The sequence below is a fragment of the Collinsella sp. AM42-18AC genome (assembly GCF_003467965.1).
GTDB lineage: Bacteria > Actinomycetota > Coriobacteriia > Coriobacteriales > Coriobacteriaceae > Collinsella.
The window spans coordinates 114,489-141,325 of record NZ_QSFY01000002.1 but is presented as its reverse complement, the minus strand read 5'-3'; the positions used below and the strand labels follow the sequence as shown (position 1 = coordinate 141,325).

The window sequence follows — 26,837 nt, the reverse complement described above, 5'->3', positions numbered from 1 at the left end:
TGGCGGGGTTTGGTCCCACCGGCCGCGCACAGGGTTACCTCCCAAATCGTCCTCGGACATGTCGGCGCCCCCGCTGCGCGCTTCGCGCTGCGGGGGCGCCTCCGTCCTGCGGAAAGATTTGGGAGGTAACCCTGTGCGCGGCCTGCGGCTACTATGGGGTCGCCGCGTGATCTTGGGGTGCTGCACATACATAGTTGGGAGGGCTGAATTGCACGTTGCCGTACTGGGCCCTTTTCCCGAAGAAGGCCTTGCTTGATGCGGCACTGATTTTGCTGAAATATAAAAACAGGGGCGTCCTCTTTTTGAGGGCGTCCCTGTCTACGTCTATTTGCTATTGGCTTGTGGCCGATTTGAGCGGTGGTTGCTCTATGCCAAGAACTCCTTGGTGGTCGCCACGATGTTGGCGGCGTCCAGGCCGTACTTGTGCAGGAGCTCGGCACCCGGGCCGGACTCGCCGAAGGTGTCGTTGACGCCAATCTTCTTGAGCGGCGTCGGGCACTGCTCGCACAGAACATCGGCAACGGCGCTGCCCAGGCCACCGATCACGGAGTGCTCCTCGACGGTCACGACGTGGCCGGTCTTGGTGGCGCTCTTGACGATCAGGTCGGCATCGATGGGCTTGATGGTGTGCATGTTGATGACCTCGGCATCGATGCCCTCGGCAGCAAGCTGCTCAGCGGCCTCGAGAGCCTCGCCGACCATCAGACCGCAAGCGATGATGGTGACGTCGGCGCCCTCGCGCATGACGATGCCCTTGCCCACCTCGAACTTGTAGGTCTCGGGGTCGTTGATGACCGGCGAGGCCAGACGGGCAAAGCGCATGTACACGGGGCCATCGCACTCGTAGGCGGCGCGCGTCACGGCGCGGGCCTCCACGTCGTCGGCGGGAACAATCACGGTCATGCCGGGGATAACGCGCATGAGGGCGATATCCTCGCAGCACTGGTGCGTGGCGCCATCCTCGCCCACCGAGATACCGGCGTGCGTGGCACCAATCTTAACGTTAAGGTGCGGGTAGCCGATGGAATTGCGGACCTGCTCAAAGGCGCGGCCAGCGGCAAACATGGCAAAGCTGCTCGCGAAGGCAACGCGGCCGGTGGTCGCGATACCAGCGGCAACACCCATCAGGTTGCTCTCGGCGATGCCCACATCGAAGAAGCGGTCGGGGCAGGCTGCCTTGAACTTGCCGGTCTGCGTGGCGGCGGCCAGGTCGGCGTCGAGGACCACAAAGTCATCGTGCTCGTTGGCGAGCTCGACGAGGGCCTCGCCGTAGCTTACGCGCGTGGCGATTTTCTTGACGTCTGCCATCCTAGAGCTCCTCTCCGGCGGCCGTGAGCTCTGCCATGGCCTGCTCAAACTGTTCATCGTTGGGGGCCTTGCCGTGCCAACCCACCTGGTTCTCCATAAAGGAAACGCCCTTGCCCTTGGTGGTCTCGGCGATGATGGCGGTCGGCTGACCCTTGGTGGCGCGGGCCTCGGCAAAGGCGGCGCGGATCTGATCGAAATCGTTGCCGTCGGCGAGCTCCACCACGTGGAACTTGAAGGCGCGGAACTTGTCGGCGAGCGGCATGGGGTCGTTGACCTCCTCGACGGGGCCGTCGATCTGCAGGCCGTTGTGGTCGACGATCACGCAGAGGTTGTCAAGCTGCTGGTTGCCGGCAAACATGGCGGCCTCCCAAACCTGGCCCTCCTCGCTCTCGCCGTCGCCCAGCAGGGCGTAGGTGCGATAGTCGTCGCCCCAGTGCTTGGCGGCAACGGCCATGCCCACGGCGGCGGAGATGCCCTGGCCGAGCGAACCGGTGGACATATCGACGCCCGGGGTGTCGTTCATGTTGGGGTGACCCTGCAGGTGGCTGCCGATGTGGCGCAGCGTCTCGAGATCCTCCTTGGGGAAGAATCCGCGCTCGGCGAGCACAGCGTACAGACCAGGCGCGCAATGACCCTTGGAAAGCACGAAGCGATCGCGGTCGGCCTTGCGGGGGTCGGCCGGGTCGACGTTCATTTCCTCAAAGTACAGATAGGTCATGATGTCGGCAGCGCCGAGCGAACCGCCCGGATGGCCGGACTTGGCAGCGTGCACGCCGGTGACGATGCCCTTCCTTACCTCGTTGGCAACCTTTTTGAGCTCTTCGTCGCTCATTGTGCCTTCCTTTCATCCTCTTAAGACAAGATGCGCACGGCACGGAAAGGTAGTCCCAACACAGCCGCGATGCACGTACGTCATTCATTATGCTGGAAACTGGAAGCTTTACCAGAGTATTTATCATTATTTGAACAATTGAGCAGGCAGAACCGCTGATGAAACGGTTTATCAATGTGAACGTCTTTTGGATGGAACGCAGTCGGCCCTACGCGTTAATGTCCTTGAATCCCTCACCGAAGGTTTCCGTAACGTCGGCGACCGTCACAATGGCGTGAGGATCGCGCTCGCGCACGATCGTTTTGAGGGTGTTGAGCTCGCGGCGGCTCACAATGACCATGATCACCGGCTTCTCGGCACCCGAGTACATGCCGGTCGCCCTAAACTTGGTGCAGCCGCGGCCCAGGCCATACATGATGTCGGCCGCGATATCGGGAAACTTGTCCGAGATGATGAGCACCATACGGCGCCTGTTGCCACCGTCGACCACGGCATCGATCACGTAGCCGCTAATGACCATCGAAAGGCCCGCATACAGCGCGTTTTCGACCGAAAAGACCGGGGCCGACAGCGCGCACACGGCAACATCGATCGCCATGACGGTCGAGCCAACCGGCAGCGATGTGTTGCGCGAGATGATCTGGCCGATCGTGTCAGAGCCGCCAGTGTTGGCACCGGCGCGCAACACCATGCCATACCCGATGCCCGTGATAATGCCGCCCCACATAGCGGGCAGCATCAGGTCGGCATGTGCCAGCGGCGCCACAAACGGAGCGAACAGGTCGGTGAAAAAACCCAGCAGCACAAAACCGGTCGCCGTCTGCACCACGTAGAACATGCCACCCTCGCGCATAACAACCAGCAGCAGCAAGGCATTCATCACGATGGTCTGGATACCGACGGGAAGCGATATGCCATGCGAGGCGCCGACCGCCTGAATAATGGTGGCAAGGCCTGTGACGCCGCCGGCGGCAAGGCCGTTGGGGATCAAAAACAAGTCTGTCGCGATAGCTGCCAGGGCGCAGCCAAACATAATCTTGGGCAAGTCATGAAAGAAGTTCATCGAAAGAATGCGCTTGATGTCCAGACGATATGCCATGCTGCCTCCCTCAAAAAAGCGCACCCAAACGAGTGCGCTTTGAACTTCTTGCTGTATTCGATTCTACCGATTCACCGGGCAAATACCACCCCTGCGAAGTGTTTGCATCGACCCGGAGCCAATCATGTGCCTAGGCAGACGATGCTTCCGCATCGGCGTTGCCGGTTGCCCAACGATGGTAGCCGATCACAAACGGATCCAGATCGCCATCGTCGAGAACGGCCTCGACGTTGCTGGTCTCCACGCCCGTGCGCAGGTCCTTGACCATCTGATACGGGTAGAGCACGTAGCTGCGAATCTGGTTGCCAAAACCGATCGTGGTCTTGGGCCCGCGAATCTCATCCAGGGCCTCGGCGCGCTTCTCGAGCTCGATCTCGTACAGACGGGCCTTGAGAATCTGCATGCACGCGGCCTTGTTTTGAATCTGGCTGCGCTCGTTTTGGCAAGTGACAACGATGCCGCTGGGAAAATGCGTCACGCGTACGGCAGAGTCGGTGGTGTTGACGCCCTGGCCGCCCGGACCGCTCGCGTGGTACACGTCGACGCGGATATCGTCGGGACTGATCTCGATGTCGATATCGTCAGGCAACACGGGAATGACCTCGACGCCGGCAAACGTGGTCTGGCGGCGCTTCTTATCATCGGTGGGGCTGATGCGTACCAGGCGGTGAACGCCGGCCTCGGCGCGCAGCATGCCAAACGCGTCCTTGCCCTCGACGGTAAAGGTCGCACGGTCGATGCCGATGACCTCAGCCGCGGGGCAGTCGTTAATGGTGACCTTCCAGCCGCGACGCTGGCAGTACTTCATGTACATCTTAAAGAGCATGAAGGTCCAGTCCTGTGCCTCCAGGCCACCCTGTCCGGGCTTGATGGTCACAATCGCGTCGCCGTGATCGAACTCACCGGTAAACCAGCTCGAAAGCTCGAGCTCGTCGATAGCGCGGGCCAGGCGTTCTGCCGTAGCGGCAGCCTCCTCGCGCAATGCGGCGGCATCGGGGTCGTCGCCCATCTCCTCGGCAAGCTCCAGCGCCGCGCGGGCGTCAGATAGCTCGCCGCGCGCGGTATCCACGGCAGCGATATCTTCCTTGGCGCGAGCGATCTCCTCCATGGTGGCGCGAGCGGCGTCGGCGTCATCCCAAAAGCCGGGGGCCACGCTTTTTGCCTCGAGCTCGGTCACGCGCGTGCGCTTCTCGTCCAAATGAAGATACGACTCGACCTCGCCGAGCCGGTCCGCAAACGCGTCCAGCTCGGCGGGCGTTACCTCTAAAGCCTCGGCCATTAACGATTCCTGCCGTGGCAGTACTTGAACTTCTTGCCGCTGCCGCAGGGGCAAAGGTCGTTGCGGCCCACGTTGACATAAGGGTCATCGCTCTCGGACTTGCGGTAGGTGGTCACCTTGCCGCCGTTGTTGACAGCAGCCGGGCCTCCCTGGACGGCCGTACGAGCCTGAACCTGTGCCTGCTTGCGCAGCACCGAGCTGCCGTTGTCGCCATCGACGTCGGCGGGGCCGGAGAAGCGCGCACCCTCGAGCGCGGGGTCCTCCTTGTGCTCCACGGCCTGCGGGGCGGCCTTGATCTCGATGCGCAGAACGGTGCGCAGGTAATCCTCGTACATGGTGTCAACGAGCATCTGGAAGGCACCATAAGCCTCAGTCTTGTACTCGACCAGCGGGTCGCGCTGGCCAAAGCCGCGCAGTCCGATACCGGTCTTGAGGTAGTCCATCTCCTGCAGGTAGTTCATCCAGCGGGTATCGATGACGCGCAGCATGACCTGGGTGTTGAGCTCGCGCATGAGGTCCTCACCCAGGCGCTCGGCCTTCATGTTGTAGCACTTCTCAACGTAGGCCAGGACATCGGCAGCCAGGGCCTCGAAGTCCTCGTCGGGGAACTTGGGCGTGTCGATATGCCCGGTGAGCTCCACGACCCACTTGCGCAGGCCCTCGAGATCGCGCTCGCCATCGTGGCTGTCCTTGGTGCAGAACTCCTGAACACAGCGGTACACGGTATCGTGCATGACCTCGGTGATGTGATCGGTCAGGTCCTTGCCGTCCAGAATCTTGTTGCGCTCGGCGTAGATGACCTGGCGCTGCTTGTTCATGACGTCGTCGTACTCAAGAACGCTCTTGCGCATGGAGAAGTTGATGCTCTCGACCTTGTGCTGGGCGTTCTCGACGGCCTTGGAGATGATCTTGTGCTGGATGGGCATGTCGTCGCCCATGTCGGCGGTAACCATCATCTTGGAAACGCGGTCCATCTTGTCGCCGCCGAACAGGCGCATGAGGTCGTCCTCGAGCGACAGGTAGAACTGAGTCTCGCCCGGATCGCCCTGACGACCGGAGCGGCCACGCAGCTGGTTGTCGATACGACGGGACTCATGGCGCTCGGTGCCGATGACGGTCAGGCCGCCGGCGGCAAGCACGCGCTCGCGTTCGGCCTTGCAGGTCTCCTTGGCCTCAGCGTTAAACTGCTCGAGCTGCTCGGGCGTCACGTCCTCCATGGTCAGGCCCTCGTACTCAAGGCGCTCGCGCACCAGCTCGTCGGGATTGCCACCAAGCAGGATGTCGGTACCACGACCGGCCATGTTAGTAGCGATGGTCACGGCGCCGTAGCGTCCGGCCTGGGCAACGATATGAGCCTCGCGCTCGTGATGCTTAGCGTTGAGGACCTCGTGCGCGATACCGCGCTTGGTAAGGGCGGCCGACAGCTTCTCGGAGCTTTCGATGGAGACGGTGCCCACCAGGACCGGCTGGCCCTTGGCGTGACGTCGCTCGACGTCGTCGGCAACGGCGTTGTACTTGGCCTGGATGGTGCGGTACACCAGGTCCTCGTGGTCGACACGCTGAACGGGCTTGTTGGAGGGGATGACCTCGACGGGCAGCTTGTAGATCTCGCGGAACTCGGCGTCCTCGGTGAGTGCCGTACCGGTCATGCCGGAGAGCTTGTCATACAGACGGAAGTAGTTCTGCAGGGTGATGGTAGCCAGCGTCTGGTTCTCCTCGCGCACGAGCACGCCCTCTTTGGCCTCGATGGCCTGATGCAGGCCCTCGGAGTAGCGGCGGCCTTCCATGATGCGGCCGGTGAACTCGTCGACGATTTTGACCTCGCCGTTGGTGACCACGTATTGCTTGTCGCGGTGGAACATGTACTGGGCCTTCAGCGCCTGCTGCAGGTGGTTGACCAGCTGGCCCGAGAGGTCGGCATAGATGTCATCGATGCCCAGGCGGCGCTCGATCTTCTTAAGGCCGCGCTCGGTGGCGGCGATGGTGTGCTTGGCCTCGTCCATGACGTAGTCGCCCGTGGGCTCGACGTCCTCGGTGGCGGTGAGCATGTCGTGCGACACGTCCTCACCGCGCTCCAGGCCGCGCACGGCGCGCGCGAAGTCCTTATAGGTGCTGGCGGACTTGGTGCCGGCGCCCGAGATAATCAGCGGGGTGCGAGCCTCATCGATCAGGATGGAGTCGACCTCGTCGACGATGGCGTAGTTGTGGCCGCGCTGTACGCGCTGCTCGGGCCGGGTGACCATGTTGTCGCGCAGGTAGTCGAAACCGAACTCGGAGTTGGTGCCGTAGGTGACGTCTGCCTGGTAGGCCGGACGCTTGAGCTCGAGCGGCATGTTGTTCTGGAGCAGACCGACGGTCATTCCCAGGTACTTGTAGATGCGGCCCATCCACTCGGAGTCGCGCTTGGCCAGGTAATCGTTGACGGTAACGACATGCACGCCCTTGCCAGCGATAGCGTTGAGGTAGCCGGCCAAGGTGGAGACCAGGGTCTTGCCTTCGCCGGTCTTCATCTCGGCAATATGACCCTCATGAAGCGCCATGGCGCCGATGAGCTGTACGTCAAAGTGACGCATGCCCGTGATGCGCTTGGAAGCCTCGCGCACGGTGGCAAAAGCCTCGGGAAGCATGTCGTCAAGCGACTCGCCGTTGGCGTAACGCTCGCGGAACTTATCGGTCTGGGCGCGGAGTTCCTCCTCGGTCATCTTCTCAAACTGGGGCTCAAGACCGTTGATTTGGTCGACGATCTTGTAGTAGCGCTTAAGGTCCTTATCGGATCCAAAGGACAGCAGCTTTGACATGAATCCCATGTGGTTTTCCTTTTTGGCCATCGCCCACGCCGTGCAGCTGCGGGCGAGTTAAACACAGATGATTGTACTTTAGCCAAACAAGGCGCGGCCTATACGGTCGACCTCGACCGCCACGTAATAACTATGACCAACCTGCCACAATGGGACAGGTTTATTTTGGCAAGTTTTATCTGAGCAAACGCCGTCTCTCTGCCATTTGGTGCCACGGGGACAGGTTAGCTTGCACCAATAAAAAGAAAAGGGCCGCGCACCCAAATGGATGCACGGCCCTCATGCCATGAATGCGAGCGATTCCGCGGCGAGCTATTTACTCAGCAGCCTCGGTGGTCTCGGCCTCGGCAGCGGCCTCCTCGACGGGAGCCTCTGCAGGAGCCTCGGCGGCCTGCTTGGCAGCCTCCTCGGCGAACTTAGCGGCACGCTTAGCCTTCTCGGCAGCCTTAGCCTCAGCGGCGGCCTTGCGAGCGGCCTCGGCCTCAGCAGCCTTGGCGGCCTTGGCAGCCTTGGCCTCCTCGGCCTTCTTGAGCTGGGCGGCAGCGGCGCCACCGAACTTGTCGGCGAAGCGCTGGACGCGTCCACCGGTGTCGACGAACTTCTGCTGGCCGGTGTAGAACGGGTGGCACTCGTTGCAAAGCTCGACCTTCATCTCGGACACGGTAGCGTGCGTCTTGAAGGTGTTGCCGCAGGAGCACGTCACCGTGCACTCGACATACTGGGGATGGATACCCTGCTTCATGGTAGGACTCCTTATTAGTCAGGCGCTGGTTACCGATCAGCGCATAAGGCGTCTTGGTTTCCGACCAAGACAACAAACTCGGCTATGGTACCACGGCGCCGCGTGTCCCACAAAAGGTTCACGGTCTTTTCGGCACAACACGAGCTGGACCTTAAATATCAACTTCATCCGAACACTCCCCCACATTCATCTCTCGTATGTATCGAGGTATTCCTGCTTGAGCGTCTGCGAGGACGACTTGATCTTTTCCACGAGCGTGCCGGCTTCGATGAAGTAGAACGAGTTGGTGAGGTCTGCCAGGTCGTCGAGCAGATGGCTTGAAATGAGCACGCTTCGTCCCCGCGCCACCTCGCTGCGCATCGCGTCGCAAGAGGTTTTCCGCTTTCCCGGATCGAGGCCGTTCAGCGGTTCATCGAGGATAAGGTACGGGCAATCGGTCGATATCGCCATGGCAAGCTTTACCTGCTGCTTCATTCCTGTCGAGAGTTTACGGGTCGGCTTGTCGAGATATGAGGAGATTCCGAGGGAGCTGCAGAGCGAGTCGATGTCGGTGGCCGATTTCCACGCCTCCCTAACGAAAGCAAGGTGCTCGATGGCCGATAGCGTGGGGTAAAGATCCGTGCCGCCTGAAGAGCTCAGGTAGACGAGTTCTGCAAATTCGGCTGATCGACGTTGGCAGATTCCGTCTGCCACCAGGCTTCCCGAGCGGATGCGGGTGGGAAATTGGCCCGACAGCGCTTCAAGAAGGGTGGTTTTCCCCGAGCCGTTGGGAGCAACGAGGCCCGCCGCCGTTCCCGGGCTCAGGAAAAGCGATCCGATTGAAAGTATCGTCGTGCTCCCGTATCCCACGCTCGCGTCTAGAAGCTCGAGCCCATGGTGCTTTTTAGCGGGTCCAGCCTGTTTGGGCGAACGTGCCGCAACGGCGCCGACCGCAAAAAGGACCGCGACGTATATCAGGGCCACGGCAAGCATCGATGCGCTGCCTGAACCGGAGCCAATGAATTCTGTCGGGAAGCATCCTACGTAGCCCGTGGCCTCGATAGGCGAGAACACGGCCAGCGGCAGGAGCCCGAGCACGGCATTATGCTCCAGCGCCGAATCGGACAGCAACGGGAATGCCGGGGCCGCGACAAGCAGCGCTGAGGTAAGGGGGCCCGCGAAGACGCGCCTCGTTGCGGTCGATAGGACGGCGGAGCAAACGGATATCAAGGTTCCGCCCGCAAGCAGCGCGAGAAGCAGGGTCGTGAAGACGTTTCCCGCGGTCGTGGTGGCAAGCGCGCCGTCATGGAAGAAGGCGATCGGGTACCCAATTTGCCCGAAGCCGTTTAGGACCAAGGCGTAAATGCCCCCGGGTGCGAGGCCGGCGAGGAGCATCGCGGTCCCCGCGACGATTATCGAAAACACGATCTGGATAAGGCGCCGGAATTTGGGCGCGGGCGCCTTTGCCGCCAGGGTCCCGGGCCTTGTGGCGCCGAGCACGAGTATCGACGAGAGAAGGAAGGGGATGAAGGGAAGGAAAGACGGCGCCGTGGCAATGGCGTAAGGCAGGAAGGAAAGGAATGGCAGGTCGTTTGCGGAGGCCGGGATATCCGTGATGCCGGAGCTGCTCAGGGCACGGCAATACGCGAGCTCCGCGTCATTGGTCTCTCGGTCTCCCACGATGGACCCGGATTGGAAGCCTTCGTCCATGAGCGCGTAGTAGCTCTCGGCAGAATCGAGAAAGGCGGCGTCGGTTTGAGCGGCAAGGGCGGCGTTCGCGTATCTTGCAAGCTCCGCGTCAGCTTGCTGCTCTGGCGATAGGTCTGTGCCGCTGGCCTGGGGCGCGCGCGTATTGAATGCGTCGACAAAGCTCTGCATGCCCTGCTTCATAAAGAAGGGCCCGTAGATGGGTGAATTGAACGCAATGGGGACGGAGAAGGCCGCGGCAAGAACGAGCGTAGAGATCCATGCGGCCTTGTCTCTTAGGATCAGTTTGAGAAGAAGTCGACAGTACATTTGGAAGCACCTACGTTCCTCAAAGAATCGTTAGATTAAAAGTAACAGACCGGATGAAGATACGTGCGACGGGGGCGAGGCGAATGGCTGAGCGGTATCGATACGCTGGTTCAACGGTATTATATTGACCACATAGATTTTTAACTTGCATTTCTACCCGCCCTTTTCGTAGAGTCGCCGATACGTGCTTAGCGCACCCTCGGCGCGTCCGGCAGGCTTTGCGAAATGGGATCCAGGAGACTTCGGCGCAGCATCATCTTGCGGAATGCTTCTAATGAGCCTCCCATCCTTCAAAAACAGAATCTCATCGCACAGCCTATCGACCGAATCCAAGATGTGGGATGACATGATGATGCACGTACCAGAATCGGCCAGCTTCCTGAGAATCTCGGAATGCAAGTCCACCCTGCTGGGGTCGAGCGCGTTCATGGGCTCATCTAATAGAAGGTACCGCGCGCCCGTCGCATACGCAATCGCCAGGGTAAGCTGCTGCTTCATGCCCTGGCTCAGAGTGCGGATCCTCATCTTCGCGAACTCGCCTATCTGCGTTTGTTCCACTATCTCTTCGATATCGCGAGCATGCGGCCACATATCGCAAACCATCTTGAGGTGATCTTCCGCACGCAATCCGGGATACAGCAGCGTCCCCTCACCAGGTGCATAGAAGATCATAGAACGGACCTCTCTCGCACCCGTACCCTGCACCTCATCCAGAACGATGCTCCCGTCCACGCGAGGACCCGGCAAACCTGCCATCGCACGCAGCAACGTCGTCTTTCCATGCCCGTTCGGAGCGACGAGACCGTAGACCGTACCCGGGGCAAACTCAGCGTTCACCGAATCTACGAGCACCTTCTTTCCATAAGAGATCGTCAGCGTTTGAAGGTCAATCATCGAGATCATCCCCTTTCGATCTTTGGAACACTCAGGCGCACCATCAACGGAGATACGGCGCCCAAGACCACCAGCAGAGCGCCCGATGCGCCGACGACCTCTCCAAAAGGCATCGCGTTCGTCCCTCGCCCAAGGAACCCAATCGTCCCCACCTGGGAAGCGGGATCAAACGAGGCGAATGGAGCCAGCAGCGCGACGCCCATGCCCACGCTTTCAACATGAGCGCTCAACGAACCCAACACCAAGAGAACCGCGCAAACCATTCCGGTGACAACGGGGTTGCGGCTAATCGCTGCTGTCAACGCAGCGACGACGGAAATCACGCCGTATGCCATGACCAGCAACGGAATACTGCACAACACCGCCTCCCCCACCATGGACGTTGTCGAAGCTCCCGCCCGAATGAGAGCGACGGGATACTCCGATCCACCCGCACCGTTCTTAATCACGGACACAACGACAGCGGGAACCATCGACACCAAAAGCAGCACCAAGCCAAGCAGGAGAGCCAGCGCAACAGCCGTCAGAAAACGCACATGCGCTGTTGCGGGGATCTGGAGAACCAGAAGGGAACGACACTGCAGGTGGGTGCACGCGAGCGATGTGACAACCACGGGCAACAGCAAAAATAAGGAGGGAAGCGCTGCCTGGAGATACGAAAGGAGGATTAATGGGGGCATCTTCGTACTTAACTCGTAAACCTTGGGGTCCGGCAAGCTCGCGATCGACTCAAGCAGAAGGGCGCGCGCCTCCGCACGAGAAGGAGTCTCCGGCTCGATTCCGATCGATTGCAGGAGAGTCGCATCTGCCGCGCCCAGCTCACCTCGAGCGCGCTCGTACGTCGCAAGGCTTCGAAACCCCTCCGCAGGCATAGGCGCGTACACGAAACCCGAAAGAGCATCCCGCATGTCTTCCAGGGCCGCTTTGCCCTCGACGTCCATATTCGCAGCGTTCTGCTCTAGATACCGATCTATTGAACGGAGCTCCCCATCCCTATACCGAACAGCGGAAACGTTATCAGCGTCAGGAAACATCTCGACCAGAGCCGGGGCCAGCATCGTCGTCGACATTGCAATCGCGCATACGGCGAGGGTAGGAGAACGCAGGAGCAGTTTCCCCATCGTTCTTACGTATGCAACGGCTGAGGCACAAGCGCTCGAACGAGTTGCCGTTCTCGATGCAGTGAAGGAACCTCTCTCAAGACAAATCGGGGATATCGGGCACGCGCAGCCGCTCTTTCCAGCAACGCAAAGCAGGCTAATTGCCAGCACCTCGATCCCGATTGCGCATACGAGGGCAATCGCGCCACGCTCGAAGCAAAGTCCAGGCAGATTCACTATCTGCGTTGTCGGGTACGGGCTATAGGCGCCGACGGTCAACTCAGTGTTCGCATACGTAAGGGGATTCAACAGGGCGAACTCACGTAAAGCGATGGATCTTCCGTAATACCCGGGAACCATCGTCACCCCCATCAGGGCACATACGAACACGATTCCAAGCGTAGGGTTATTGGCAATCTTCACGGCAAGGTGAACGACAAGCGAGATGAACGCTGCCACCAAGAATTGCAAGATGGCCGTCTGCGCGAACACCAGCCAAGCCGGTTTGATAACCGGAGTCGCATATTGAATGTAGCCTATCGGATAGAACGGCGAGCCCGGGCCATTCTTCACAAGCGCGGCGATTATCCCTGGAAGATTGATGGCGAGGACGGCAAGCATTGCAAAAACACTCGCCCATACGCTCGATGCAACAAGTCTACCCAGCTCGCCCATCGGTGCCTGGATGATGAGCTTTTCACGTTTGTTAAGACGCGCGGCAAGGAACGAGACGGCAACGGCCGTTGCGACCCATAGCAAGTACTCCTTCGATCCGTCATAATAGGTGTACTCTCCATCCGATATCTGCAGAAACGGAAGTAGGGGAGAGAGCGGTGCCAAGATAAGACGTCCCGCGGCAAGAGGGTACAGAAGCGCGGGCATGCTTGATGAAGAGGTATAGACACCGTCCTCCCCCGCATTCACAAGCGCATCCGCATAGGATGCTGACAATTCCTGCTCAACACGGGTTATTCCCGACTCGAGGTATTCGACCCGTCCGTCGATGCCAGCCGCGCTCCTGAAGACGGGCAGAGCACAAAGAACCATCAACGCAACAACGACAACACAGAGCGACCTGGAGGAGAGAAGCGACCTAAAGATCGCCTTCGAGATTTTGAGCATATTCATCGCCAACCTTAACCTCATCCAGTCGGAACAGAGGGGCCGAACAAAATGCTCGGCCCTTATTACTTGCCGGCAAAGTCAATTTAACATAAACTGTTAAAAAGTAACCTGAGTTTTTTAAATTCTTCGGAGGTTATTATGAGTTCCGACAATCGCACTCCCCGGCTTCATTCCTTCCGCATCGCATGTGCGATAGCCTCTGCGACCCTTTGCGCCACCGCCATCGCACAAGTGGCGTTCTCCTTAAAGCCAGCAATCGAAGTGCTCGACAACCCTGTAATTGCAGACTCCCCCGCGTATCCAGCCCTTGCGATCTCGACATTGGTCCCTGCCGTCATCGGTATCGCTACGACCATCCTCAGCGCCGTTCTCGTGTGGACGATCAAGAGCGGAGACCCCTTCAAGAAAGGGTCTGCGACATGCTTGAAGGTGCTCGGCATTCTCTTCGTTGTTCAAGCTGCCACCAGCCTCTACGCCGGCTCACTCAAAACCTCCGTTTCGATGTTTGGCGGCGAGGGGGCCGTCGGCGCCCAAGAGATCGCTTCATCATTCGATTGGACCTCTCTGGTTCTCGGCATCGTCCTGTTCATGCTTTCCCAGCTCTTCTTGTACGCCCGAGAGCTGTACCTCGACTCCGACGAGATTGCGTAAGGAAACGCCATGCCCGTAATTGTTCGCCTCGACAAGATCATGGCCGAGCGAAAGATTTCCTCGAACGAACTTGCCGAAAGGATTGGAACCACGCCCGTGAACCTGTCCCGTATTAAAAAAGGGCATATTCGCGGCATTCGCTTCAACACACTCGAGCAGCTATGCCTCGCCCTTCGTTGCCAACCCGGAGACCTTCTCGAAGTCATGAGCGAAGAGGATGCCCGAAAGGAGTTCGGACTCGATTGGTCCGCCGAGGATTAGAGGGCGGTCGTACTCGCCCTGCACACGGGGATGCGAATCGGCGAGGTCTGCGGCCTTCGGTGGTGCGATGTGGATTTCGAGACGGGCCTGATCTCGATCAGACACTCGGTGACGTACGCGAAGGGAATGGGTTCGTTCATCAAGGACACCAAGACCCGTGACGCCAGGGGTATCCCCATCGACCCGGTCGGCCTACTCCCCTTCCTGAAGGAGACCCACGAGATCGACTGCGGAAAGCTGCGCTTGCGCGGCCTTACCGGGGCGGTCGAGATCAGGGACTGCTACATCCTGTCGGAGCCGGGCGCGACCTTCGCGACGACAAGCTATATCCGCAGGGCGTTCAAGACGTTCTCGGAGACCAACGGCCTCATGGGCACCAACGACGAGCTGATCACGTTCCACGGCCTTCGCCACACGTTCGCAACGCAGTGGATCCGCCAAGGCGGCGATATCAAGGCGCTCCAATCGATCCTCGGCCACAAGGACGCCATGGCGACGCTCAACGTCTACGCCGACATCGAGCCCATCTCCAAAATCCATAACATGCTGCGCGCCACGCCGTGCCTTTGGCGCGGGCACCTCGGGCCGAGGGTCGATCCGGGTCCCATGTTCCAACAGAGGATCCAGGAGTCCATCGAGACGCTCCAGGCGTTCGGCTACGGCATCACCGAGCCGGACGACCGAAATATCGCCATACGCGACGTGAAGACGAACAGTTGGCTCTAGCTCACCGAGTACGCGGCAGTGCTGGGCCCATCCCAACTGAGGTCACGGTGGTCCGATAGGGGCGCCGCCCGCGGCATGCGCCGCGGAGCGGTATCCCCTACCGAAGGGCGGGGATGCCCTCCGCTTCCAGTTCGGAATCAGCCTTCGGAGGCGTTCGGCTGACTGCGGGAACGGCCTGTCCGCTCAATGTGTTCGGCTGAGATCGGAAATCAACCCAACACGAGCCGGACACGCGCCAGACGGCTCTTCCCCGTGCGGCCTTCCCCCTTACGCTCATGTTGCAGGCATGTAACGCCGCAGCGAGCGCGCCTTTTTTGCGCCAGACAGGTACAATGATGAACACTGTACCGTAGCGGAGCGCCCCGCGCGCGCCGCAATCACGCGAAAGGGTTTCCCATGGCCGAGATCTCGTCCTCCCGTATCGTCATCACCGTCCTTGGCAAGAACCGCCCCGGCATCGTCGCCGGCGTCACCCGTGTCCTAGGCGAGGCCAACGTCGACATCCGCGACATCACGCAGTCCATTATCGAGGACATCTTCACCATGACCATGCTGGCCGATACCGCCGAGTCCAAGCTCGACTTCGCCGAGCTGCAGAAGGCGCTGGCCGAGGCCGGCGAGCTTTCGGGCGTCAACGTGTCCATCCAGCGCGAGGACGTCTTTAACTTTATGTACCGCCTGTAGCGAGCAAGCCGCTGGGGATAGCCTGACGCGCGCATGCCCATGCAAGTCACCCCGATGCGGCCCGGAGAGGAGCGCGCATGGCCTACGACGCCAAGAAAATCTATTACCGCTTCGATGACCACTTGAGCCGCCTGGTTCTGGATTACGAAGCAAGCCGCCAGATTTCGCCTGAGAGCGAAAACCTCTACCACGGCCTGCCGACCGACCCTTATGACGAGGGCCTGTTTGTCGAGCACAATGTCAAGCGCGGCCTGCGCAATGCCGACGGCTCGGGCGTGGTCGCGGGCCTCACTCGTATCTCGGATGTGCACGGCTACAACAAGGTCGACGGAAAGGTCGTGCCCGATCAGGGCAAGCTCACGCTTCGCGGCTACAGCATCGAGGATCTGGTCAACAATGCCCAGGCCGAGAATCGCTACGGCTACGAAGAAGTCGCCTATCTGCTTATCACGGGTTCGCTACCCAACAAGGAAGAGCTCGACGGCTTCTGCGAGCGCCTAGGTGCCTTTAGACATCTGAGCGACGAGTACGTCAAAGAGTTCCCTATGACCACGGTGTCGTCGAGCATCATGAATGTGCTTCAGCGCGCCGTACTGCTGCTCTACGCCTTCGACGCCGAGCCCGACGCCATTACACCCGAGCACGAAATCGACGTGGCCATCTCCATGCTCGCCCGTCTCCCCCGCATCGCCGCCTTCGCGCATATGGCCTCGGTCGCCAAGCGCCGCGGCTCCGAGGTTCATGTACCGCACCCCACACCCGGCCTCTCCACCGCCGAGACCATCCTGCAGGTGTTGCGCGGCGGCATGGAATTCACCCGCGACGAAGCCATGCTGCTCGACGTGATGCTCATGCTGCATGCCGAACACGGCGGCGGCAACAACTCCACGTTTGCCTGCCGCGTGCTGTCCTCCTCGGCCACCGACCCGTATTCCGCCTATGCCGCGGCCATCGGCTCGCTCAAGGGTCCGCGCCACGGCGGCGCCAACGCCAAGGTCGTGTCCATGCACGAGGACATCCGTGCGCACGTCTCCAATTGGGAGAACGAGGACGAGGTCGCAGCCTACCTGGGCAAGATCCTCGACAAGCAGGCCTTCGACGGCACGGGTCTCATCTACGGTATGGGCCACGCCGTCTACACGCTGAGCGACCCGCGTGCCGAGGTGTGCCGCCGTTACGCACGCACGCTTGCCGCCAAGAAGGACCTGGGCGATGAGTTCGCGCTCATCGAGCGCATCGAGCGCCTGGCACCGCAGGTGATGCGCGAGCACGGCATGACCAAGCCCATCTGCGCCAACATCGACCTGTACACGGGCTTTATCTACAAGATGCTCGGCGTGCCCGAGACGCTCTTTACACCGCTGTTCGCCGTCGCCCGCATGGCCGGCTGGTCGGCGCACCGCATGGAAGAGCTCTTCTGCGCGCACCGCATCATCCGCCCGGCATACCGTCCGGTGATCGAGCCGCTGGAGTACAAGCCGCTCGCCGACCGCTAGGACGCGGACCGTTATAGAACCCGAGCGTGGCCAGGGCATCACCGCCCTCGGCCACGCTTTTTATGCCAGTAGAAAGGGCTGCATCGAATGATTGTGTTTTCCGATATGGATGGAACGCTGCTGACGAGCGATAAGCAGATGAGCGACGCCACCTGGACGATGCTCGACGAGCTTGCGCGCCGCGGTGTTGAGTTTGTGCCCTGCACGGGGCGCCCGCTGTCGGGCATCTTTGAGCCCATCCTCGCCCACCCCGCCGTACACTACGCGGTCTGCGCCAACGGTGCCAGCGTCTGGCAGCTCGACGACGGTACGCCCACCGATGCCTCACGTGCTACGCGCATTTTGAGCCGACCGCTCGACCGCGCCATCGCCCACCGCGTCCATAGCATTGCCGCCGGCCACGATGTGACCTTCGATATCTTCGCGGACGGGCAGTGCTTCCTCCCCCGCTCGCTCTACGAGCGCCTGGACGAATTCTGCGGCGGCGACCCCCACATCGCAGCTTCGCTCAAGCGCACGCGAACGCCGATCGACATGGATATCGACAGCAAGATCGACGGAGTCGAGACACTCGAACGCATCGCCATGTACTGGCACGACCCAGCCGATCGCGACGCCATCGCGGCAGCGCTCGACACGCTCGAAGGCATCGAGGTCACGCGTTCGTACGCCATGAATATCGAGGTCATGGGCGAGGGAGCCACCAAGGGAACGGCCCTCACGTGGCTATGTGAGCACCTGGGCGAGCGTCTCGCCGACGCCTGGTCGTTCGGCGACAACATCAACGACATCCCCATGCTGCAGGCAGCGGGCCACGGCATGGCCATGATCAACGCCGAGCCCGAGGACCGCGAGGCCGCCGACGCCATCACCGAATACGACAACGACCACGACGGCGTCGCCCGCACCATCATGGCCGCCCTCGCCTAGCAGCAGCAACCCGGCAGAAAAGGAACGTCCCCAGCTGTCGGATTAAGCGAGGCCCTCTAGCACGTGACGAAGCTCCTGTTGAACAGCGTGGTCGCGGTTGCAGCCTACGACGCGATCGGCAACCGCTTTGAGCGCGGGGCGCGCGTTTTCCATCGCGCAGCCCGTGCCGACAAAGCGAATAATCTCGTAGTCGTTCATCGAGTCGCCAAACGCCATGATCTCGTCGCGTCCAATGCCGTAATGCTCCGCAAGCTGTGCGATGCCCGAGGCCTTCGACACACCGGGCTGCATGGCATCGATCCACGCGTTGCCCGAAGGCGCGAAAGAGAACAGGTCGCCCAGCTCGCGCTGCAACACGTAGGCGTTGTCCATCACGTTGCCGTCATCGCAGATAATCGATGCCTTGATGATATTCACATGCGGATCGGGCAGTCCCCAAATGCGTTCGGCGTTGGGCAGATCTTTGTCGATCTCGCGGACAAATTTGTCCTCGTCGTCGAGCAAAAAGGACTTGGTGCGATCAAAGAGCGCCAGATGCATGTTAGGAAACATCTTGACCGTGCGCGCGAGCTTGCGGACGGCGAGATGAGAATATACCTCGCGATCGACCTCAACCCCTTCTGCATAGACCTGCGCACCATTCGCCGCGACAAAGTCCATCTTGTCGCGAACGGGCGCAAAGAACTCGCATAGGCGGTCGTAACGGCGGCCCGAGGACGCAGCAAAGTGCACGCCATGCTCGCGCAGGGCCTCAATCAGCTCATATGTCTCGGGCGGTACCTGGCTATTCTCATCAAGCAACGTGCCGTCCATATCGGATGCAATCAGTTTAAACATAGAAAAGCTCCCTTCGGGCTTGATGGAATCGGACGTATATCCAAAATCACCGTACCCAAAAGGAGCTCAGATAAGACTCTGCGGGCGTAAACGTTACAAGGACCTAGCAAATAGCTCACGCGCGCCGGATGTCCCACGGCCGCAGCGTCAGGCGACACGCCACCCCGACGGCTAGTCGTTTAAGAACGTCCCCGATGACTAGTCGGCGTAGGTGAAGGTCGTGACGTCGAACATGCCCTCGGGACGGATGCGAAGCGTCGGGATGACCGGCAGGGGCAGGAAGATGATGCCCATGATGGGGTCGAGCGGCGGCTCAATACCCATGGCGCGCGCCTTGACCATAAAGTCGTCGTGCTGCGCCGCCACGTCCTCGGCCGCGCCCTCGCTCATCAGGCCACCGAGCGCCAGCGGGATGCGCGCTACGACCTCGCCATCGCGTACCAGCACGTGACCGCCCTGGCCAACAGCCTCGACGGCAGCCATCATATCGGCCGCGTTGTCGCCCACCACGCACACGTTGTGCGAATCGTGGCCGATCGTCGAGGCGATGGCACCGCCCGTGATGGTAAAGCCGCGCACCCAGCCGCGACCGATGTGCTTGCCAACAAGACCCAGGCCCGCAGGGCCATCACCGTCGGCACCCTCGGCCTGCAGTGACACGCCGCGGCCGTGGCGCTCGATCAGCATAATGCGGCGCAGGCCCTCGACACTCTCGGGGCGAGCCATACCCGTGATGGCCTTACCCGGCACCACGTCAATCACGGCCTCGCCCGGCTTAAAGGCATAGTCGAATACGTCGAGCGAAAGCTTCGGCAGCTTAACAGAGGCGCGCAGCTCATCGGCAAGGGCCGCAACCTCGGCCATCTCGGGTGCGATCTCGCCCACAAAGGTGCCGTCCTGCGCCACCAGAGCACCGGCGGCATATACGCGATGCGGAGCCGTGGCAAACGTCAGGTCATTGAGCACCAGCAGGTCGGCACGCTTACCCGGGGCAATCGCACCACGTAGCTCATGCGGGTCGCGGCAGCCGTGATCCAGGCCAAACGCCTCGGCCGTGGAGAGGGACGCCATAGAGATAGCGACCACGGGGTCGATACCGGCCTCAATCGCCACGCGGCAGGCATTGTCGATCATGCCGGTCGCAAGCGCATCGGAAGGGGCGCGGTCGTCAGTCGCAAAGCAACAGCGGCGGGCGCGCGCGGGATTCTCCAGCAGCATCGGCGACAGGTTGGCCAGGTCATGGCTGCACGTACCCTCGCGCAGCATCACGTACATGCCACGAGACAGCTTGTCGAGCGCCTCCTCGGGAATCGTCGACTCGTGGTCGGCGATAATACCCGCTGCAGCATAGGCGTTGAGATCCTTGCCGGCAACGAGCGGAGCATGGCCATCGACCTGCTTTGACGGCGTCTGGTTGGCAGCATCGATGCGAGCGCAGGTCTCGGGATCGGCCATAAAGACGCCCGGCAGGTTCATCATCTCGCCCAGACCAAAGACATCGCCCGGATGCTCGCCAAAAAACGCCTGCATATCGGCGGCGGTGATGACGGCACCGGCCTGCTCATCGGGCAGTGCGGGCACGCACGAGGGCATCATGTACTTGATGGAAATGGGCGCGCGACGACCGTCCTCGATCATAAAGCGTAGGCCGTCGAGGCCCGCCACGTTGGCAATCTCGTGGCTGTCGGCAATGGCGGTGGTGGTACCGCGCGTCGCCGCCATGCGCGCATACTCGGCGGGGCGGATGTTCGAGGACTCAATGTGCAGATGTCCGTCGATAAAACCGGGGGCGAGATAGCGACCCTGGCAGTCGATAACCTCGGCAGCCTCATAGGTACCGGCGGCATCGTCGCGACCGTTGTAGAGCACGCCGACGATTACGCCGTCCTTGACGGCAACGCTGCCACGCGCCACGCGCTGACCGTACACGTCGACAATCTGCGCATTGGTAAACAGCGTGTCGACGGGCACGCGACCCTCGGCGGCCTCGATCACAGACCTCATGACCTCAACGGACATACATACTCCTTTAACCGTAGAAAACAGCTGCGGAGCGGACGAGCCTTCACCGCAGCAAGCCAATAGCCATTGTATGCCCAAACGATGGGCCAACAATACGCCCCTCCGCTTAACGGCACACGCCGCTTGGCGCGATGGGGACAGGTTGCTTTGCACCAATGACAAGGAGTGTCCCAAAGTGCCGGCACAAAAGGAACGTCCCCAAGTGCCAAAAAGGCCGCAGTCGGAATCGTTCCGGCTGCGGCCTTGTTGCACTTGTGAGGTCAACTTGCTCGTTAGACCAACTTGAAGCCCTTGCGCTTGCCTACGGAGAGGGTGTCGCCCAGCTTGAGCGCGCTGGGGTCGATGTTGTAGCTCTTGGGAGCCACGGCCTCGCCATTAATCTTGACGCCGCCGCCGTCGATATCGCGACGGGCCTGGCCGGCGCTCGCCGAAAGGCCCAGGTCCTTAAGCAGGCCTGCGAGGTAGATCTGGCCCTCGTCGTTGACGGTCAGCTCGACATGCTTCTCGGGGAAGTCGGCGAGCTGGCCTTCCTTGAACACGCGGTCGAACTCGGCCTGAGCCTCGTCGCCGGCACCGGCGCCGTGGTAGGTGTCGCACAGGTCGCGGCCCAGGGCACGCTTGAGCTCATAGGGGTCGGCAGAGCCATCGGCCAAAGCGGCGTCGATCTTGTCGACCTCGGCCGGGGTGAGCGAGCTGGCCAGACGATAGTACTTGCCGATCATCTCGTCGGGGATGGACATGGTCTTGCCGAACATATCCTTGGGGGCGTCGGTCAGGCCGATGTAGTTGCCATAGGACTTGGACATCTTACGAACGCCATCGGTGCCCTCGAGCAGCGGCATGGTGAGCGCGATCTGGGGCTCCATGCCCATCTTCTCCATGAGCTCGCGGCCGGCGAGCAGGTTGAAGAGCTGATCGGTGCCACCCATCTCCACGTCGGCCTTGATCTGCACAGAGTCGAAGGCCTGCATCACGGGATACAGGAACTCATGCAGGGCGATCGGCGTCTGAGACTGGTAGCGCTTGGTAAAGTCGTCGCGCTCAAGGATGCGGGCAACGGTGAACTTGGAGCACACCTGCAGCAGACCGGCCAGATCCATCGACAGAATCCAGTCACCGTTGTGCACGATGGTGGTCTTCTCGGGGTCCAGGATCTTCATGGCCTGGCTCACGTAGGTCTCGGCATTGGCCTCGATCTGCTCCTGCGAAAGCTGCGGGCGGGTGGAGTTCTTGCCCGAGGGGTCGCCGATCAGCGCGGTGCCGTTGCCGATGATAAGGGTGACGTTGTGGCCCAGGTCCTGGAACTGGCGCATCTTGCGCAGCGGCACGGCATGGCCCAGGTGCAGGTCGGGGCTGGTGGGGTCGACGCCGAGCTTGATGTTGAGGGGCTCGCCCTTCTCAAGCTTCTTACGAAGGTCGGCCTCGGGGACGATCTTCGCAGCGCCCGAGGTGATGATACGCATTTGCTCGTCAACAGACAGCATTGGGTATCCTCCTTTTGCTATAGCACCCTCACCGGATACGGCGGTGCTGGAAGTCCATAAACTCTCATATGATAACAAACTGACGCGACGCGGCACCTACGACAGGAAAATCCTCGTCCTGCCGCACGCGTCAACGGCGACCGGCAGACGTGTACCGTCACGCTCGACCAGATAGCGTACCCGCCGACGACGCAAGCAGTCGCGGCAACGGACCTGTCCCGTCGCATCGGTAGCGCAGACGCCCTCGGCGGTCAGCAGGCAGTGCTCGCACACCATAAGCTCGGGACGATCGGCGTCGACCGGACCCCAGACGCCGGGTTCAGCAGCCAGTTCGGCAATACGCTCCGCATCATTGCCGAGCAACTCGGCCGGCAAGTACACCCGCCCCGCACCGAGTTCGCGCAGCCAGGCAAGCGTGGCCCGATTCGCGCAGAACACCGGCGCCGCCACGTCAAACGTCACGCCCAGCTCGCGAGCGATCACCACCTGTCCTAGGTTGCGGCAGACGACGCGCCCGGCACGCTGTGTCAGTGAGCGGGTCCGGTCAGCGTCACCCGTGCGGCACACCTCGTCAAGCACCACCGTTGCATCGGACAGATCCCGCTCATCACGCGGATCCACATCCATCAGCTCCCAAGCAAAGACCATACGGGCAAAAGCCTCATGCTTTGCCGGCTCCGCCGGCCCCGCCAACTCCGTCGGCACATCGACATCTGCCAGAACGCCCTCAAACGGCAGCACCTCAACGGACCGCTCAACAGGCGCGACCGCATCTGCCTCGGCCCGCATGCGCTCCAACACCGTTGCCGTTTGCCCCAGCACGCCGGCACTGCGAATCAGGTACACCTCGCAGCCCGCGTCCACCTTACGCTTGCAATGCACGACGACGCGCTTCCCCGCTGCGGCATCCACCGGGCAGGGCACCTGCGGCCAGCGCTTGGGCACATCGGGACGCGCGTCGGCACCCGGATAGAACCGAATCTCGAGCGTGTCACCCGCCGCCACGGCGGCATCGAGCTCGACGGTCACTTCCTCGTGGCCAACGGCCACCAGGCGTCCCACGCGCACACCTTGGTTGATCGCACGCTCAAAGCTCATAAGCTCGGCGCCCGAACGCCCCCGCAGATACGCGTCGGTAAACCCGCGGTTGAACGACCGGCCCAGCTCGCGTTCAAGCTCTTCCACGGCACCGGGGTCCCACGCGCCGTCGCACAGCATATCGAGCGCCCGGCGCCACACCCGCACCACGTTAAAGACGTAGTCGGGATTCTTCATGCGCCCCTCGATCTTGAGCGACGCCACGCCGGCATCTACAAGCTCGGGCAGATGCGCAATACCCAGATAGTCGCGCGGGCACAGCAGGCGATCTCCCTCGACGGCGACAACGCTCTGTCCCGCCTCGTCCACCAGGTCGTACGCCAGACGGCACGGCTGTGTGCATTCCCCGCGCATCGCCGAGCGCCCGCGTCTCAGGGCTGAGAACTCACAAGCACCCGAGTAGCCAATGCAGATGGCCCCGTGGCAGAACACCTCGATAGGCACGCCCGTACCGCACAAGGAGGCAATCTCGTCGACCGTCAGCTCGCGTGCCGTCGTCACGCGTTCGACCCCCAGCTCATCGGCGGCAAGCCGCACGGCGCCTTCGCTATGAGCGCCCGCCTGCGTGGACAGGTGAATCTCGACCCCGGGAATCGCCGCGCGCAGCGCGCAGGCCAACCCGGCATCGGCGACAATCAGAGCATCGGCGCCCAGCTCTAGTGCATGAGCTCCCAACGCCACCGCGTCGGACAACTCGTCGTCAAATACGAACACGTTGAGCGTTACGTACACACGCACGCCATGGGCATGCGCCACGGCGCAGCCGCGTGCAAACTCGTCGTCGGTAAAACCGTGCGCACTCACACGGGCGTTAAAGCCGCCCAACCCCGCATAGATGGCATCGGCACCCGCGGCGATGGCCGCAAGCATCTGGTCGAGTCCGCCCGCCGGCGCCAGCAGCTCGGGCAGCGCCGCACCGGCAGCATCCAATCCAGTCTCGTATTGTCCGCTCGGCCCCATCGTCCGAATCGCCATCGACAAACTCCTTACCAAGGTATGCATTCACTCTGAAAAATGCCGTCTTCCAGCATACACGAGGCCTCGCGCGCCCCGTTTGGTTTATCGTGTAATAACTTATGTCCATCCTGCCCCGACGGCACATCCACCGTCTGGCACGACATACCTGGAGGTCAATATATGGGTCCTCGCCAACGACAGGGACACAGCCGTTCAAAGACGCACGCCCTGCCCATAATCCTGCTCTCGTTTTTGGGCTTTCTGCTGATTGCGGGCGTGGCGTTTGGCATCGGCATGGTCGGTAACGTCAACCGCTGGCTGTCCGATCTGCCCGACTACACCGACGCCAACGCGTATCTGGTGAGCGAGCCCACCGAGATCGTCGACTGTAACGGCAACAAGATCGCGAGCTTCTACACGCAAAACCGCAAATCCATCACCAAGGACGAGGTCTCCCCCTACGTGCTGCAGGGCACCGTTGACGTCGAGGACGAGCGCTTCTACGAGCACGGCGGTATCGACCTGTGGGGTATCGCGCGTGCTGCGGTGGCAACCCTCGGCGGCGGGCACGAAGGCGCCTCGACGATCACCCAGCAGCTTGTGCGCAACACCATCCTGCAGGAGGAGCAATTCGACTCGACCATTGAGCGTAAGGTGCGCGAGGCCTACATCGCCATCAAGATGGAGGACATGTACTCCAAAGACGAGATCCTCATGATGTACCTCAACACCATCTATTACGGCCACGGCGCCTACGGCATCGAGGCCGCAGCCGAGACCTATCTGTCCAAGAGCGCCGCCGACCTCACCCTGAGCGAGGCCGCGCTACTCATCGGCCTTCCCAACTCGCCTTCGCAGTACGACCCCACGGTCAATCCCGATCTGGCACTGTCTCGCCGCAACAAGGTTCTCGACAACATGCTGCGCCTGGGCCACATCACCCAGGAGGAGCACGATGCCGCACAGGCCGAGCCCATCACCCTCAATGTGACCGAAATCTCGGGCAGCGGCGTCGACGTATACTCGCAGCCCTACTTTGTCTCCTACGTCAAGCAGCTGCTGGAGCAGGAGTTCTCGACCGACGTGCTCTTTAAGGGCGGCCTGACCGTCAAGACCACCATCGACCCCACGATGCAGCAGGTGGCAGAGAATGCCGTCCGCGAGCAGCTCGACACGCTCTCGCTTGACGGCCTGGACATGGGCATGGTCGTCGTCGACCCCAAGACCGGCTACATCAAGTGCATGGTGGGCGGCTACGACTACAACGCCGACGAGAACCACGTAAACCATGCCACGGCCAAGCGTCCCGTCGGCTCCACCTTTAAGGCCTTTACGCTGGCAACTGCCATCCAAAACGGCATGAACCCCAACGTCACCCTCAACTGCAACTCGCCGCTCAAGGCCAAGGGCACCACGACCGAGGTCCAAAATTACGCCAACCAGAGCTACGGCAACATCACGCTTAAGCAGGCGACGGCATACTCCTCCAACACCGGCTACATCCAGGTGGCGGAAGCCGTCGGCAACAGCAAGATCATCTCGCTCGTCAAAAAGCTCGGCATCGACCCCGCCAAGGACAACATCGAGGACGTTCCCGTCATGACGCTCGGCACCGGCTCGATCTCGCCACTCGAGATGGCCGCCGCCTACGCGACGTTTGCCAACGGCGGCTACTATCGCCAGCCGATCGCCATCACCGAGATTGATTCTCGTACCGGTTCGGTGCTGTACCAGCACACCGACAATCCCTCACAGGTGCTTACCGAGGGCGAGGCCGCCGCGGTCACCGATGTTCTGTCCGGCGTCATGAAGGGCAGCGGTACGGGTGCTGCCGGCGCCCTGAGTGTCAACCAGCCCTATGCCGGCAAGACGGGCACCACCGACAACACCACCAACCTTTGGTTCTGCGGCTATACCCCGCAGCTGGCGTGCGCCCTGTGGACCGGCTATTCCGCGGGCGAGATCCCCATCCAAAAGTACGGCACGGACCTGCTGGGCGACAGCACCAACCTGCCTGTCTTTAAGCGGTTTATGAACACCGTTCTGACCGGTACCGAGCGCGAGGAGTTTGCGACCGGAACGGCGCCCACCTACAAGAACAACAGCGTCTGGAAGTTCTACGGCACCAACAACACCAAGAAGTCGGAGAACGACGACAAGGACGAGGACGAAGAGGAAGAGGAAACCACCACAACAACTACCACGACGACCACGACCACCGAGACCACGGGCGGCGACACCACCGGCGGCACCGGTACGACCGGTGGCTCGACGGGCGGCTCCACTGGTGGCTCGACGGGCGGCTCCACTGGTGGCTCGACCGGCGGCGATGGCGGCACGCCTACGCCTACGCCCACTCCCGACCCCTCGCCCACGCCTGACGATACGGTCGGCTAAGAAGTACGCGACTAAAGCCAACAAGGCCCCGAGCAGCTTATTGAACTGCTCGGGGCCTTTTAGTTTGAAGCGACCTGGTGGGCGGTCTTTATACCGGCAAACAAAAAGGGGTACCGACCAAC

20 protein-coding genes are annotated in these 26,837 nt (G+C 61.3%); 7 read left to right on the top strand and 13 right to left on the bottom strand.

Annotated features, from left to right (window positions below; genetic code table 11):
* Positions 1-366: 366 nt before the first annotated feature.
* The 9 genes from DW913_RS02295 to DW913_RS02255 form a co-directional block, all read right to left on the bottom strand.
* Entirely contained in the window at positions 367-1,308 is a 942-nt protein-coding gene (locus DW913_RS02295; protein ID WP_117797450.1) for a transketolase family protein, read from the bottom strand.
* 1 nt (position 1,309) lies between these two features.
* Positions 1,310-2,140 (bottom strand): transketolase, encoded by an 831-nt coding sequence (locus tag DW913_RS02290; protein ID WP_099432020.1) that lies wholly within the window; start codon positions 2,138-2,140, stop codon positions 1,310-1,312.
* Between the two features lie 208 nt (positions 2,141-2,348).
* Entirely contained in the window at positions 2,349-3,239 is an 891-nt protein-coding gene (locus tag DW913_RS02285) for a YitT family protein (protein WP_117583025.1), read from the bottom strand.
* A gap of 130 nt (positions 3,240-3,369) precedes the next feature.
* Positions 3,370-4,518, bottom strand: a complete 1,149-nt coding sequence (prfB, locus tag DW913_RS02280) for a peptide chain release factor 2 (RefSeq protein ID WP_117583026.1) — start codon at positions 4,516-4,518, stop codon at positions 3,370-3,372.
* Positions 4,518-7,325: a preprotein translocase subunit SecA gene (gene secA / locus DW913_RS02275; RefSeq protein ID WP_117797449.1), complete on the bottom strand. Its 2,808-nt coding sequence runs from the start codon at positions 7,323-7,325 to the stop codon at positions 4,518-4,520. Before secA ends, prfB begins: the two co-directional genes overlap by 1 nt.
* A gap of 307 nt (positions 7,326-7,632) precedes the next feature.
* A complete protein-coding gene (rpmE, locus tag DW913_RS02270) occupies positions 7,633-8,058 on the bottom strand; it encodes a 50S ribosomal protein L31 (RefSeq protein ID WP_006235303.1) in 426 nt (141 codons plus the stop codon).
* Positions 8,059-8,244: 186 nt separating this feature from the next.
* Complete coding sequence (locus DW913_RS02265) at positions 8,245-10,053, bottom strand: ABC transporter ATP-binding protein (protein WP_117797448.1); 1,809 nt, start codon at positions 10,051-10,053, stop codon at positions 8,245-8,247.
* A 153-nt stretch (positions 10,054-10,206) separates the two neighbouring features.
* Positions 10,207-10,947 carry an ATP-binding cassette domain-containing protein gene (locus tag DW913_RS02260; protein WP_117769450.1) on the bottom strand — a complete coding sequence of 247 codons (741 nt, stop codon included), beginning with the start codon at positions 10,945-10,947 and terminating at the stop codon, positions 10,207-10,209.
* A 5-nt stretch (positions 10,948-10,952) separates the two neighbouring features.
* Positions 10,953-13,175, bottom strand: a complete 2,223-nt coding sequence (locus DW913_RS02255) for a hypothetical protein (protein WP_117734371.1) — start codon at positions 13,173-13,175, stop codon at positions 10,953-10,955.
* Positions 13,176-13,310: 135 nt separating this feature from the next.
* Here DW913_RS02255 and DW913_RS02250 point away from each other — a divergent pair, with 135 nt between their 5' ends.
* The 6 genes from DW913_RS02250 to DW913_RS02225 all read left to right on the top strand — a co-directional run bounded on the left by DW913_RS02250 (position 13,311) and on the right by DW913_RS02225 (position 17,920).
* Positions 13,311-13,823, top strand: coding sequence for a DUF2975 domain-containing protein (locus tag DW913_RS02250; protein WP_006235293.1), 513 nt, complete (start codon positions 13,311-13,313; stop codon positions 13,821-13,823).
* 9 nt (positions 13,824-13,832) lie between these two features.
* On the top strand, positions 13,833-14,084 hold the full coding sequence (locus DW913_RS02245) for a helix-turn-helix transcriptional regulator (RefSeq protein ID WP_006235292.1): 252 nt from the start codon (positions 13,833-13,835) through the stop codon (positions 14,082-14,084).
* Positions 14,085-14,102: 18 nt separating this feature from the next.
* Positions 14,103-14,810 (top strand): site-specific integrase, encoded by a 708-nt coding sequence (locus tag DW913_RS02240; protein ID WP_255415046.1) that lies wholly within the window; start codon positions 14,103-14,105, stop codon positions 14,808-14,810.
* Between the two features lie 396 nt (positions 14,811-15,206).
* The gene (locus DW913_RS02235) at positions 15,207-15,494 is read left to right on the top strand and encodes an ACT domain-containing protein (protein WP_006235289.1); all 288 of its coding nucleotides are present in this window, start codon (positions 15,207-15,209) and stop codon (positions 15,492-15,494) included.
* A 77-nt stretch (positions 15,495-15,571) separates the two neighbouring features.
* Entirely contained in the window at positions 15,572-16,990 is a 1,419-nt protein-coding gene (locus DW913_RS02230) for a citrate synthase (protein ID WP_117797446.1), read from the top strand.
* Between the two features lie 87 nt (positions 16,991-17,077).
* Entirely contained in the window at positions 17,078-17,920 is an 843-nt protein-coding gene (locus DW913_RS02225) for a Cof-type HAD-IIB family hydrolase (RefSeq protein ID WP_117735990.1), read from the top strand.
* 42 nt (positions 17,921-17,962) lie between these two features.
* Here DW913_RS02225 and DW913_RS02220 read toward each other — a convergent pair whose 3' ends face one another.
* From DW913_RS02220 to DW913_RS02205, 4 genes are all read right to left on the bottom strand, one after another.
* Positions 17,963-18,757 (bottom strand): Cof-type HAD-IIB family hydrolase, encoded by a 795-nt coding sequence (locus tag DW913_RS02220; protein WP_117717067.1) that lies wholly within the window; start codon positions 18,755-18,757, stop codon positions 17,963-17,965.
* 198 nt (positions 18,758-18,955) lie between these two features.
* Positions 18,956-20,776, bottom strand: a complete 1,821-nt coding sequence (locus tag DW913_RS02215; protein WP_117797445.1) for an adenine deaminase — start codon at positions 20,774-20,776, stop codon at positions 18,956-18,958.
* Between the two features lie 275 nt (positions 20,777-21,051).
* Positions 21,052-22,263: a tyrosine--tRNA ligase gene (tyrS, locus tag DW913_RS02210; protein WP_117743540.1), complete on the bottom strand. Its 1,212-nt coding sequence runs from the start codon at positions 22,261-22,263 to the stop codon at positions 21,052-21,054.
* A gap of 96 nt (positions 22,264-22,359) precedes the next feature.
* On the bottom strand, positions 22,360-24,336 hold the full coding sequence (locus tag DW913_RS02205; protein ID WP_158566173.1) for a U32 family peptidase: 1,977 nt from the start codon (positions 24,334-24,336) through the stop codon (positions 22,360-22,362).
* A 162-nt stretch (positions 24,337-24,498) separates the two neighbouring features.
* Between DW913_RS02205 and DW913_RS02200 the strand changes: the two genes are divergently transcribed.
* Positions 24,499-26,715, top strand: a complete 2,217-nt coding sequence (locus DW913_RS02200; protein WP_117629204.1) for a transglycosylase domain-containing protein — start codon at positions 24,499-24,501, stop codon at positions 26,713-26,715.
* Positions 26,716-26,837 lie beyond the last annotated feature (122 nt).